Below are 13,015 nucleotides of genomic sequence, written 5' to 3' on the forward strand. Positions count from 1 at the left end.
CGTCAACCCCGCGGTGCTATGATCGGTCCACTGTTGCGGTACGGGCGGCCCTGGAAGGCCGAGTCGGGATGAAAAAGGGAATAGACACACAAGGCGGCGCGCTCGATACACGCGAGCGCATTCTGCAAACGGCCAGCGAGCTGTTCTACCGGGAAGGCACACGCGCGGTCGGCGTGGACCTGATCGTCGCGCAGGCGGGCGTCGCGAAGACGAGCCTCTATCGTCACTTCGCGACGAAGGACGACCTGATCGAGGCGTTCCTGCTGCGCGAGGACGCGGACTTCTGGGCGCATTGGGATGCGGTGGCGCAGCAGTACAAGCGCACGCCGCGCGAGGAACTGGATGCGCAGCTTCAATGGATCGGCGAGCGCATTGCGCGCCCCGGCTATCGCGGCTGCCCGCAGATCAACATCGCCGCCGAATATGCGGACGACAACCATCCGGCCCGCAAGGTCGCCGTTGCGCACAAGCAGGAACTGCGGCGCCGGCTGACCAAGCTGGCGAGCGCGATGCGAGTCGACGAACCGGAAATTTTCGCGCTGCGGCTCGCGACCGTCATCGACGGCGCGCTGAGCAGCGGGCGTGCGCTGCACGAGCGCGGCCCCGTGCATTTCCTGCAGGAATTCGCGCAACTGCTGCTGCCGAAGAGGGGCAGGAAGTAACGCGGCACGCGTCGCGATCCGTGCGCCGGTTCAGCCGCGCGCAGCCGGATCTTCCGACAGCGCGCGCAACTGGCCGCGCAACAGATCGACTTCCCCCGGCGCGAAGTGCCGTTCGATATCGGCATGCGTCTGCTGCCACAGCGGAAACGCTTCGGCCAGCAGGTCATGGCCGGCCGGCGTCAGTTCGAGCAGGCGGCTGCGCCCGTCGTCCGGATCCTGCGCGATCGTGACGAGCCCGCGCCGCTCGAGCGGCTTGAGCGCGGCGGTCAGCGTCGTGCGGTCCATCGCGAGCAGCGACGCGACCGATTTCATCGGGGCCGGCTGCGGCCGGTTCAGCGACATCAGCAGCGAAAACTGGCCGTTGGTCAGATCCAGCGGACGCAGCACATCGTCGAAGATGCGCGCAAGGTTGCGCGCCGCGCGCTGCATGTGCAGGCACAGGCAGCAATCGCGCACCATCAGCGTCGTTTCGAAAGGGAGCTTTTCTTTTCGTGCCATGTTGCAATTGTGTTGATATCAACCTATCTTGTCAAGGTCGAGGTGCGGCAGCCCGCCGCGCCCGTCACCGGAGGAGAAAGCATGAGTGCTCAACAGCAGTTGTATCTCGCCGTATTCCTCGGCAGCAAGGACAGCCCGCAGATGAAGGCGTGGGTCGCGCTTTCGGACCAGGAGCGGCGCACGAAAGAGCAGGAAGGCATCGCCGCATGGAAGGCGTGGGTCGAACGCCATCGCGACGCGGTCGTCGAGCTGGGCGGGCCGCTCGGCAAGACCAAGACCGTCGACGCCGGCGGCGTGAAGGACACGGCCAACGCGATGGGCGCGTTTTCGGTCGTGCGTGCTGCTTCGCACGACGCGGCGGCCGCGATGTTCGAAGGCCATCCGCATTTCACGATTTTCCCGGGCGAGAAGATCGACGTGATGCCGGTGCTGCCGATTCCCGGCGCGTGAGCGATGCCGGTCGCAGCGTGTCGCGTTGCGTCGATGCGTCGATGCGCCGTGGCCTGCATGCGGAGATTTCCCCGACATTCTGGATGGAGACATGCGATGAAGCTTTACGGATTTGCCGGCACCCGCTCGCAACGCGCGCTGTGGGGGCTGAAGGAACTGGATGCGGATTTCGAATTCGTGTCGGTCAACCTGCTCGCGGGCGAGCACAAGCGGCCCGAATTCCTGCGCATCAATCCGGCCGGCAAGGTGCCCGTGCTGGTGGACGGCGACCGCGTGATTCCCGAGTCGGCCGCGATCGTGCTGTATCTCGCGGACAAGTACCCGGAGAAGGCGCTGCTGCCGATCAATCCGGCGCTGCGCGCCCAGGCCTATCGGTGGGTCATGTTCGCGGTGACGGAGCTCGAGCAGCCGCTGTGGCGGATCACGCGGCACACGTTCCTCTATCCGCCGGAGAAGCGCTCGCCGGCCGACATCGAACTGGCGCGCGAGGATTTCGCGACGATGGCCGCGATCCTCGACAAGCATCTCGAAGGGCGCGAGTTCATCGTAGGCGACACGCTGACGGTGGCCGATTGCGTGACGGCCTACCTGATCGACTGGGCCAGCGAATGCAACCTGATCGAACCGTTTCCGCAACTGCGGGCGTATCTCGAACGGTTGTATGCGCGGCCGAAGGCGCCGCAGCGGATCGCGGAGGCGCGCAAGGCGGCGTGAAACGGTGGTCGGTCATGCCAAACGGCGTGATCGACCACGAACATTGTTTCAAACCGTTGCCGTTCGCTGGACTCGAATGCAGCCATCCGTTATCCCTTCAGCTTCCGAGAAAAAAGACGGTTGCCGAGGGAAAAGCGTGGCTCAAGAACGAGGAATACAAGGTGCGTTCGCGCAGTGGATCACCGGTCGTCAGTCGTATTTCCTGGAGGTGCCGGGCGCGCCTCACGCACAGGATCTGTCGATCATGTCGTTCGTGCTCGACGAGCAATTCGGCGAGCCCTACAGAATCGAACTGACGCTGACGAGCCCGGATTCGCTCGTGCGCGCCGACTATCTCAATCGCCCCGCGACCTTCACAATCGAGCCGGCGGGAATCGGCGGCGGCGCCGGCGCCGTCCGCACCTTCGCCGGCTGTATCACGGCATTCGGACAGATACGCAAGACGCGCGATTTCGTGTCGTATCGCATCGTCGTCGAACCGTTCGTCGCGCGCCTGCGTTTGACCGAGGCGTCGCGCATCTATCAGCAGCAGTCCGTGCCGGAGATCGTCGAGTCGATCCTGAGGCGGCACGAATTCCGCTCCCACCAGTTTTCGTTCAAGCTGCGGCGCGCCTATCCGCGCCTCGCATTCCGCATGCAATACCGGATGTCCGACTGGGACTACATCCGGCTGCTGATGGAGCAGGCGGGCCTGTTCTGCTTCTTCCGCGCGGGGCAGCATGGCGACGAACTGCATTTCGGCGATGACGTCGATGCCTATACGTATCGTCCGGATGTCGTTATTCCGTACCGCGAGGCGAGCGGTCTCGAAACGGGCCACGAGGCCGTGCTGTCGCTCGAGTCGCTGAGCGAAACCATTCCGCAGTCGGTCAAGGTCGCCGATTACAACCCCGAAAAGGCCTACGACCGCTTCAATGCCGAAGCGAATATCGCTCGCGACGATCCCACCACGTGGGGGCGGCGTTACGTGTTCGGTACGCATCATCTGGACGGCGACGAAGCCCGATACGAAGCGCAACTGCGTCACGAGGCCGCGGTTGCCTGGCAGGTGGTGTATTCCGGGAAGAGTTCGGTGGTGGATTTCGCGCCGGGGCTCGTCGCGAAGCTCGACGAGAGGCCGGCCGATGCGCCGCACGGGATCGTCATCGTTGCCGTGCGTCATGCAGGCGGACGCGATGCGTCGTACATCAATACGTTCAAGGCAATTCCGTGCGGCCGGCCGTTCCGCTTGAAGTTCGACGAGCGACGGTGGCCGACGATTGCGGGCACGCTGTCGGCGCGCGTCACGACGCCCGATGCATCGCCGTATGCGCATCTGACGAGCGGCGGCCACTACACGGTGCGATTCGATTTCGATTTCGACGCGTGGCCGGCCGGCGGCGAATGCGTTCCGCTTCGGCTCGCCAAGCCGTTCGCGGGCAGCAATCAGACCGGTTTTCATTTTCCGCTGCTGGCCGATACCGAGGTGGCCATTGCATTTGCCGGCGGGAATCCGAACCGGCCGTATATCGCGCATGCGCATCACGACAGTCAGGCGGTCGACCTGGTGACGAGCCGGGACGGCTTCAATACACGCAATGTGATCCGCACGCGCGCGAACAACAAGCTTCGTTTCGAGGACCGGAAGGGACGAGAAGGCATCAAGCTGTCGACGGATTACGGCGGCAAGACACAGGTCAATCTCGGGCATCTCGTCGATAACCGGAAGGACACGCGCGGCGAAGGGTTCGAGGTCCGAACCGACGAGCGTGGTGTCATGCGTGCCGGCAAGGGGCTGTTCCTGACGGCCGATGCCCAGTCGAATGCACGCGGAAAGGCCTTCGACATGACGGCGGCCCGCCAGCAGCTCGACGCGGCCCGGTCACGCATGCGCAGTCTGGCCGACGCGGTCGAGAAGGCCCGGGCGACGGTGGCCGCGTGCGACGCGCAGCAGGCATTGCTCGAAACGCGAATCAAGGATCTCGAAGCGGCGGTGCTGCTCGCCTCCGCGCCGCACGGCGTCGCGATCGCCAGTGGCGAGCACCTGCAACTGGCGGCCGGCGGACATTTCTTCACGACAACGGGCGGTAATGCGGATGCGGCGATCGGCGGCAACTACACGGTCGCTGCCGGAAACGCGGTGTCGATGTATGCGAACACGCAGGGAATGAAGCTGTACGCGGGCGCGGGCAAGGTCGACGTGCAGGCGCAAGCGGATGCGCTGGAACTCACGGCGCTGAAGGGCGTGACGATCGCGAGCACGTCGGACACCGTGACGCTGAATGCGCAGAAGGCGCTGACGCTGATGTGCGGCGGGGCCTATATCAAGCTCGAGGGCGGGCTCGTGGAGATCGGCAGCGCGGGCGAGATCCAGTTGAAGGGGCCGCTGCGCGTCGGGCCGTCCGCAACACGACGGCAGGCGCTGCCGCTGATGCCCGAACAGGAGCAAACCGGCATGCAGCTTTGGCATGCGTATCCGAACGGCGAGCCGGTCAGGAACGCGCCGTATCGCGTGACGTTTCCGGATGGGTCGTGGCGCGAGGGGCGGCTGGATACCAACGGCCGGGGCACGGTAGCGAATGCGCCGCGCGGCGGCGGCACGGTCGAGTATCGCGAGGAAGACCACGATCTTCAGGATGCCGCGCGCAGATGGGGCGACCCGAACGGAGTGCCGGAATTTTCGGCAGCGAGTGGCGATGCCGGTCAGGCGGTGCCCAGTCTTGTCGGGGCGGCGATGGCGTCGGCAATACCGGCAGCCGGAACAGTCATGCAGGCGCTGCAGTCCGCGGTTTCCGTCCAGGCGGCGGCGTCGGGCATCGCGGCAAGCGGCGCGCAAGGCAACGTCGCCGCGCTCGCTCGATCCGCACTCGACATGGCCGGCCAGCCGGTTGCGAATGCCACCGCCAATCGCGCCACAGCAGCGAAACCGGATGTTGCGCCCGGCCTCGTCAAAACCACCGTGTCGCGCTGATTCGCGCGTCGCGTCCGCTTCCCGTTCGAAACAGATAACAACTTATGACCGGAACTGCAGCCCCTTCCACTCCTCAGCGCCAGATTCCTCAGGCGCTTCAGCAGAACGCCGAAGCACGGCGTGTCATCGTCAGTCCGGTTCCCGCACCGGGAACATCGCCGAAACTGCTTGCCGCCGGCACCGAATCGGTCAAAAACCCCGGCCTCGAGATCTTCGTGCAGTGCCTGTACATGGTGCCGTTCGTCGGCAACGCGATGTCGCTGTACGACGTCGGCATCGACATTTACCGGATCTGCAGCGAGCCGGGCGGCACGAAGAAGGTGCTCAATTGGGGGATCCTCGCGATCGACGCGATCGGAGTCGTGCCGGCTGCGGGCAACGCCACGCGCCCGGCGCGCGCGGTCGTCAAGGAAGTGCTGCTCGCGTTCGCGAAGGGCGCCGGCGCGGCGGTGCTGGTCGATCTGTTCTGGGCGACGGCCGGCGGCGACGTGCTCGCGTTCATGGCCGAACTCGATACGCATCTGCGCAAGTGGAAGGACAGCATCGTTCAAGGCGTGCGCGACGCGTCGCGCACGGTGCGGCGCTTCGTGCTCAATCCTGTGTCGACTGCCGAACAGATGGGGCGGGTCAGGAAGAACACGGGCTTCCTGTCATGGGTGCCGTCGTCGGAGGAGATCGCGCTGATCGGTATCGACCAGTTGCTCAAGGTGTCGGGGCAGCGCGATGCGATCGTCGCATGGCTGGACGAGTTTGATCGCAACACGGGGCCGATGCTGGACCGCGCGTTCGGCAACGTGGAGGAAGCCGGCAGCCTGCTGTTCATGGCCGCGCAGATCACCGCGGAGATCAAGGGCCGCAAGGCGCGCAAGATGCCGTCGCATGTGGCGCAGGCCGCGCCGGGCACGATGCGCGAGCCGCACCGGAAGCCGGGCGAACACCGCGATTCGACGCAGCAAGGCGCGGCGCCGAGCCCCCTGCCGGCAAAGGACGGCTGCGGGTGTCCGAAGACGGGCAGCAGCAAGCCGGTCAACTACGCGATGGGCGATGAGCACCTCGAGCAGACGGACTTCGTGCTCGATGGCTTCGTGCCGATCGTGTGGACCCGCCGTTACCGGTCGAGCCTCGCGGCTTACGATGCGAGCCCGCTCGGGGCGCGCTGGAGCAGTGCATATCACCTGTCGTTGCAAGAGCGGGACGGCGTGCTGACGTTCTTCGATCCGGATAGCCGCGCGGTGCCGCTGCCGCCGGTCGGCATCGGGGAATCGGTCGAAGTGCAGACCGAGCAGTTCACCGTGACGCGCCCGGATGGGCGTCACGTGCAGCTGGCCTACCCCGACGGCTCGCACGAACGCTATGAACTGCACGGTACGGTGACGCGTGCCCGCTATCGGCTCATCTCCCGTACCCACCGCGACGGTCTCGGCCTGAGCTTCCTCTACAACGCAGCCGGCGAGCTCGTCACGATCGGCGACGGCGCGGGCAATGCTATCCGCATCGATTACGTCGACGGCCGCGTCTCGGCGATCTACCGCGATGGCGTGGCGGGTCTCGCCAACGAGGCCCTGGCGCGCTACACGTACGGCGTCGCAGGCGACCTGACCGGGCATACCGATATGCTCGGGTTCCGGCGCACGTATGCGTACGAGCAGCACCTGCTCACGCGCTATACGGATTTCAATGGTCATCCCGCGAACCTCGCATGGGACTGGCCGGGTCGACGCGAAGGCGTGCCGGCGCCGGCCGACGCGCGATGCGTGCGCACGTGGTACGGCAACGAAGGCCAGCCTGTCGAGGACGACACGACCTTCGAGTATCACCGCGAACACTGGTACACGAAGGTCACCGATGCGGACGGTAATGCGACGATCCACCGCTACGACTACCACAACCGGATCGTGCTGGTCGAACACGCGGACGGCTCGACCGAATCGTACGAATGGGACGAACAGAACCGTCTGGTCGGTACAAAGAACGCACTGGGCCACACGCAACGCTTTGCTTATGACGCGCACGGGCGTCTCACGGCCGAAACGGACGCGCTCGGCAACACCACGCGCACCGACTACGACGAGAACGGACTGCCCGTCGCCGTCACGACCCCGGACGGCCGCGCCACGCAAACAGCCTACGACCCGCTCGGCCGGCCGGTCTCGACGACGGACGCGGCCGGGCGCACGACCCGCTATGCATGGGGTGTCCAGGGCGAGTTGCTGTCGCTGACCGACCCAAAGGGCGGCGTGAAACGCTTCCGCCATGACCACGCCGGACGACTGACCGAGGCGACCGACTGCTCCGGCCACGCGACGAGCTACGGCTACGACGAGCGTGGCCACCTGTCGCGCGTCACCGACGCCGAGGGCCACGTCACGCTTTACCGCTGCGATGCGCGCGGCCAGATCGCCGGCATCACGCATCCGGATGGGATCGAAGAGCACTTCACGTGGGACGGCGAAGGCAACCTGCGAACCTACCGCGACGGGGCGGGCCAGGTCACCGAATACATGTTCAACGCACGTCGGCAACCGACCTGGCGCAAGGATGCGGCCGGCCGGGAACTGGCGTATGCCTACGACCGGCAGTGGCGGCTGGCGCGGCTGACCAACGAGAACGGGGACCTGACGCGGTTTGCCTACGACCGGCTGGGGCGGCTCGTCGAACAGACGGATTTCGACGGCAGCACGACCCGTTACGCGTGGGACGACGCGGGGCAACTGACCGGCTCGCAGCAAGGCGACATCGAGACGACCTACGAGCGTGACCCGCTCGGGCGGCTGACGCGGCGCGAGATGAAGGGAGAGGGTGGTCGCGGCCAGGTGACCGAGCGCTTTTACTACGACGCCCGCGGCCGGCTGACGACCGCGCACGGGCACGGCAGCCTCGTACGGCTGCACTACGACGATGCCGACAACCTGATCGCCGAGGAACAGACGATCCGCCCGGATATCCGCGGCGAGTACACGTCGGTCACCCGGCACGAATACGACGCGCTCGGCAACCGGATCCGCACGCAACTGCCGAACACGCGCACGATCGACTGGCTACGCTATGGGTCGGGTCACCTGCATGGCGTGCTGCTGGACGGCCAGCCGCTCGTGGACTTCGAGCGCGACAAGTTGCATCGCGAGACCGTGCGGCGGCATCGCCGCTTCGAACAGACGCGCGAATACGATCCGGCCGGTCGGCTCAAACGGATGATCGTGCGTCGCGATGCGAACGCGCGGCCGTCCGACTGGATCGCCGGACGCGAACTCCGGTACGACGCGGCGGGGCAGCTCACGCGCATCGAGGATCGTATGCGCGGGGCGACGGACTACACATACGATCCGACGGGGCGCTTGCTGAAGGCGGCGACGCCGGACCTGAAGGAAGTGTTCGCGTTCGATCCGGCGGGCAATCCGGTGGATCCGGAGAAGATCCCGCCGCGCCCGAGCGAGGAAACGCTCGAGGCGCTGACGGCGCGGGTGCCGCGGGTCATCGCGGAGGATCGCGCGTGGTCGGAAGCGCACCCGGGCGAGCGGATGACGCCGGCGCAGCTCGAGCGGCGCAAGCGGTTGTCGGACGAACTGGGGGCGCTGATCAACTGGACGCGGGCGCTGCCGAAGTGCGTGGGGAACGTGCTGACGGAACTGAATCGCACGCGTTACACGCATGACGCACACGGGAACCTGGTACGGAAGGTGGAGCGGGTCGGGGCGACGTGGCTGTACAAATACGACGCGGCGCACCGGCTCGAACGGGCCGATCGCTATGCGAAGCCGCCGGCGGCGGATGAGATCGATCGGGTCGAGACGAAGCAGGGTGGAGTGGTTTCCATTTCGGGGACAGTGCGGCCGGAGTTGCGCGTGAGCTTCGCGTACGACGCGTTCGGCCGTCGGACGCTGAAAGAGGTGGGGCAGCGGGACGGCAGCATCGACCGGACGGTGTTCACGTGGGACGGCGATGTGCTGCTGCTGGAGGAGCGGTTCCATATCCCGCCGCCGCAGCCGGGCGAGCGCGAGCCGGTGATGCATCGTCCGACGAATGTGGTGCGGGAGGATCCGGCGGATGCGTATTCGTTGCCGGTGGCGCAGCGGATGCATACGTTCGGGGAGTGGCCTCAGTGGCGAGGGGCGTCGATCTACCTGCATGAACCGGGGACGTTCGTGCCGCTGGCGCGGCTGGACGAGACGCTGGTGGAGGCGGCATTCATTGCGACAGGCACGGACGGGCGGTTCGTGCAGGTCCCGGCGAAGACACGGCATGCGACGCTGTTTTATCAGAACGATCATCTTGGGACACCGCAGGAACTGGTGGATGATGCGGGGAAGGTGGTGTGGCTGGGGCGGTATCGGGCGTGGGGCGGGGAGAAGAGGGTCTGGCGGGAGACGGCGGAGCGGAATGAGGCGACGAACCCGATTCGGTTTCCGGGGCAGTATTGTGATGAAGAGACGGGGCTGCACTATAACCGGTATCGGTACTATGATCCGAGCAGTGGGCGGTTCGTGTCGAAGGATCCGATTGGGCTACAAGGTGGGCTGAACGTCTACCAGTACGCACCGAATCCAGTCAGTTGGATCGATCCGTTGGGCTTAGCTCGATCTGGTCAGTGGGTTACCGTTGGGAATGGCCGAATAAGAATTGATCCACCACATGTGGAGAATACGAACCAACAAGTTCATGCTCACTGCCAATGCAAGTCCAGAAAGCAGGAGATTGTTGTGAATAAGGATGGCACGCAGAGCCACGGATCGCGCGGGGGCGTCTCTGGACTGACGCGAACAGAGAAAGATTATTTGCGTGAAAAGGGTTTCGATCTATGACTGATCTTGGTGAAGTGAAGGTTTTTGGAACATTGGAAGGCGACGATAGGTCGTTAAAGCTGGATGAGATTTCCATCCTTGCCAAGCCGGAGGTTATTAGGGCTCTTGGTGTATTCCTAATTAATGCGGCTTACGAAATGGATTCCAATGATGCTGAGCACGTGCACCTGCAAGATTCGATATCGAACTTCTCGTATGAGAATCACGTTGACGTGATTGCTATCAATCAAGACAAAGTGAAGTTGCTTGGTGGTTAGCAGCTAAATGGGCGAAGGGCCGCGTGAGCGGCCCTTGGTGTTAGCGGGGTTGTCGGCGATCCGGGGTGATCTGTTCCGCCTGTTTTACTGCGGGTGTGTCTGTTTGGGCGGCGGTAATGGTGAGCTTGCCGTGTTGGACGTGAACGCGGAGCCTCTGTCCTGCGTGGAAACCTACGTCGTGTGTCAGCCAGCGGCCTGAGATCTTGAGCCAGAGGAACAGCGGCTCGCAGCTCTCGTCATAGATGGCTCTCATTCCGTAACGGCCGATGTCGCAGCTTGCGCTGCATCGTGATGAACCGTTCCGTGACGGGTGGACGTGCTTTAAGATTGGCGTCAACCATGATCGGCCGTCGGACGCTGAAGGAAGTGGGGCAGCGGGACGGCAGCATCGACCGGACGGTGTTCACGTGGGACGGCGATGTGCTGCTGCTGGAGGAGCGGTTCCATATCCCGCCGCCGCAGCCGGGCGAGCGCGAGCCGGTGATGCATCGTCCGACGAATGTGGTGCGGGAGGATCCGGTTGATGAGTGCTCGTTGCCGGTGGCGCAGCGGATGCATACGTTCGGGGAGCGGCCTCAGTGGCGAGGGGCGTCGATTTACCTGCATGAACCGGGGACGTTCGTGCCGCTGGCGCGGCTGGACGAGACGCTGGTGGAGGCGGCATTCATTGCAACAGGCACGGACGGGCGGTTCGTGCAGGTGCCGGCGAAGACACGGCATGCGACGCTGTTTTACCAGAACGATCATCTGGGGACGCCGCAGGAACTGGTGGATGATGCGGGGAAGGTGGTGTGGCTGGGGCGGTATCGGGCGTGGGGCGGGGAGAAGAGGGTCTGGCGGGAGACGCCGGAGCGGAATGAGGCGACGAACCCGATTCGGTTTCCGGGGCAGTATTGTGATGAAGAGACGGGGCTGCATTACAACCGGTATCGGTACTATGATCCGAACAGTGGCCGGTTCATCAGTAAAGACCCGATCGGGCTGGTTGGTGGGATTGACGTCTTCCAGTACGCGCCGAACCCGGTTGGCTGGATTGATCCACTTGGCTTGCAGAAGAAGCGGCCTCGTGTGCCTCCGCACATCTCACAACAAAAACAAGCGGGACACGTCTTAGGTGAGCCACAGTATGATAATCGCGTAAAACAAGGTAAGGCGACATCATGTTTTTGTGATTGGACTGATGCAGTTCAATATACGGATGATGCTTGGAATCAAGGAATCCCTGTTCCCGGACGTCCAAATGTTCGAGATCACGATTTTAAGAATCCGGTAGGATTTGGCCCTAACGGAGGTACTCAAACTTCAGTGCGTGTTCACCAAGACAATGCAGGGAAAATTCATGGACATCCCAAAGGACCAGAAGCCCCCTAAATCCAACTTCGATTGGGAGAGGTTTTTGCGATATGTGATTGAGGCTTATGGTAGCTTTGAGCGCCCTGAGTACTTCTTTTCTCGTCGGTGGTTTGGGGAGCAGAAGTATCCAGAAATGCTGAATTTTATAAAAGAGAATTATCAATTTTCGGAAGACACGGAGCCTAATACCGATGTCAGCTATTCCTTTGTTATCAAGAAAGGGAAAGAAAAGGCTGTTATGCAAGTATCTTTCGTCGGTCCGTATTTTTATCTGTCGAAAGTTCTGCCAGACGGCAGTCCATCGTTGCCGGAAGAAGATTTGCCTTCAAGAGATTTCAGATTTTCTATGCTTAAATATATGCGTGAGGCGGGATTCATTTTTACGCCTCACGCTGCTTTGAGCAAGAAAATTCTATTTGGCGGTGAGGATGTGAGCGTATATTCAATTCTTTACTGTTACGAGTATGAACCCTCGTGGGTGGCATGAGAAGGCTCGTGTGCGGAAGGAGTGAGGCCGTTCTACGAATGGAGACGTTCGCCTTCGACCGGCCTGTTAGCACTGGCTCACGTGAACCCGTAATGGTACGTGTACGGCGTGTGACCCGATCGACACTTGCCAACCGTCGCGCGAAGTTGAATTGCCTTGATACACAAGGCTCAACGGCGTGTCGTTCACCGCGCAATACCACTATGACGGGAAATGCAATCTGCGTCGCAGCAGTAGATTGCGACGGCTGAACGGTGAGAGGTCGAGGGTAGCGGCAAGTAGACGGGGCTGCATTACAACCGGTATTGGTACTATGATCCGGGCAGTGGGCGCTTCGTGTCCAAGGACCCGATTGGGCTCGCAGGCGGGATCAACGTCTATCGATACGCGCCGAACCCGGTCGGGTGGATTGATCCGCTGGGCTTGGCTAAGACCACATGCGACTTATATGCATTTGGCAAAGCCAGTGGTCCGCGCGAACCTAGAATCCAGGGCGTTAACACAAAACCGGGACTAAACGCAGACTTGATTGCCGACGCAGCTGGAATGGTGGGGCCGACTACTGAAGGAGGCGCGTCGACATTTGGTAATGTCAATAAGGCACATATCAGTGGTACTTATCACAAGCTTCCAATTGGATCGGAACTCCCAGATGGGATAGAGGTCGTCGCGGATGGCAAGGACGTTGGCGGGGCGCATGCCGCAACTCATCATACAGTCTGTCCTTCTAAGCGAATGTCGGGACAGACATTTGTCGAGAAATTCAAAAATCTGCCTTGGATTAAGGCTGGGAAGAAGAAATTATGAAATATAAAGAAAATGAATCGTGGGAGAGGCTTAAAGAG

Annotated in this window: 11 protein-coding genes; 9 read left to right on the plus strand and 2 right to left on the minus strand. The window is 62.9% G+C overall.

Translation table 11 applies throughout. The annotated features are described in order from the left end of the window. Positions 1-68 precede the first annotated feature (68 nt). Positions 69-662: a TetR/AcrR family transcriptional regulator gene (locus KVT39_RS10165; RefSeq protein ID WP_105389734.1), complete on the plus strand. Its 594-nt coding sequence runs from the start codon at positions 69-71 to the stop codon at positions 660-662. Between the two features lie 30 nt (positions 663-692). Here the strand turns inward: KVT39_RS10165 and KVT39_RS10170 are convergent, their stop codons facing one another. Further along, the gene (locus KVT39_RS10170; protein ID WP_105389733.1) at positions 693-1,160 is read right to left on the minus strand and encodes a MarR family winged helix-turn-helix transcriptional regulator; all 468 of its coding nucleotides are present in this window, start codon (positions 1,158-1,160) and stop codon (positions 693-695) included. Positions 1,161-1,241: 81 nt separating this feature from the next. Between KVT39_RS10170 and KVT39_RS10175 the strand changes: the two genes are divergently transcribed. From KVT39_RS10175 to KVT39_RS10195, 5 genes are all read left to right on the plus strand, one after another. Then, positions 1,242-1,610 (plus strand): YciI family protein, encoded by a 369-nt coding sequence (locus KVT39_RS10175; protein WP_217588871.1) that lies wholly within the window; start codon positions 1,242-1,244, stop codon positions 1,608-1,610. 96 nt (positions 1,611-1,706) lie between these two features. Further along, the gene (locus tag KVT39_RS10180; protein ID WP_217588872.1) at positions 1,707-2,324 is read left to right on the plus strand and encodes a glutathione S-transferase family protein; all 618 of its coding nucleotides are present in this window, start codon (positions 1,707-1,709) and stop codon (positions 2,322-2,324) included. A gap of 136 nt (positions 2,325-2,460) precedes the next feature. Next, on the plus strand, positions 2,461-5,274 hold the full coding sequence (locus tag KVT39_RS10185) for a type VI secretion system Vgr family protein (RefSeq protein ID WP_368858910.1): 2,814 nt from the start codon (positions 2,461-2,463) through the stop codon (positions 5,272-5,274). Positions 5,275-5,318: 44 nt separating this feature from the next. Next, on the plus strand, positions 5,319-10,073 hold the full coding sequence (locus KVT39_RS10190) for an RHS repeat-associated core domain-containing protein (RefSeq protein ID WP_306795571.1): 4,755 nt from the start codon (positions 5,319-5,321) through the stop codon (positions 10,071-10,073). Further along, positions 10,070-10,330, plus strand: a complete 261-nt coding sequence (locus KVT39_RS10195) for a hypothetical protein (RefSeq protein WP_217588874.1) — start codon at positions 10,070-10,072, stop codon at positions 10,328-10,330. The genes KVT39_RS10190 and KVT39_RS10195 overlap by 4 nt, the downstream gene beginning before the upstream one ends. A gap of 40 nt (positions 10,331-10,370) precedes the next feature. Here KVT39_RS10195 and KVT39_RS10200 read toward each other — a convergent pair whose 3' ends face one another. Continuing rightward, positions 10,371-10,583 (minus strand): SymE family type I addiction module toxin, encoded by a 213-nt coding sequence (locus KVT39_RS10200; RefSeq protein ID WP_254640410.1) that lies wholly within the window; start codon positions 10,581-10,583, stop codon positions 10,371-10,373. An 86-nt stretch (positions 10,584-10,669) separates the two neighbouring features. On the opposite strand from KVT39_RS10200, the gene KVT39_RS38430 reads away from it, so the two are divergent. The 3 genes from KVT39_RS38430 to KVT39_RS38435 all read left to right on the plus strand — a co-directional run bounded on the left by KVT39_RS38430 (position 10,670) and on the right by KVT39_RS38435 (position 12,977). After that, a complete protein-coding gene (locus KVT39_RS38430; protein ID WP_306795572.1) occupies positions 10,670-11,701 on the plus strand; it encodes an RHS repeat-associated core domain-containing protein in 1,032 nt (343 codons plus the stop codon). Continuing rightward, positions 11,670-12,170: a hypothetical protein gene (locus KVT39_RS10210; protein ID WP_217588875.1), complete on the plus strand. Its 501-nt coding sequence runs from the start codon at positions 11,670-11,672 to the stop codon at positions 12,168-12,170. The genes KVT39_RS38430 and KVT39_RS10210 overlap by 32 nt, the downstream gene beginning before the upstream one ends. 288 nt (positions 12,171-12,458) lie before the next feature. Further along, positions 12,459-12,977: an RHS repeat-associated core domain-containing protein gene (locus tag KVT39_RS38435; RefSeq protein ID WP_306795577.1), complete on the plus strand. Its 519-nt coding sequence runs from the start codon at positions 12,459-12,461 to the stop codon at positions 12,975-12,977. Positions 12,978-13,015: the final 38 nt, after the last annotated feature.

Origin of the sequence: Burkholderia sp. GbtcB21, assembly GCF_019091065.1 — a bacterium.
Taxonomy (GTDB): domain Bacteria; phylum Pseudomonadota; class Gammaproteobacteria; order Burkholderiales; family Burkholderiaceae; genus Burkholderia; species Burkholderia pyrrocinia_C.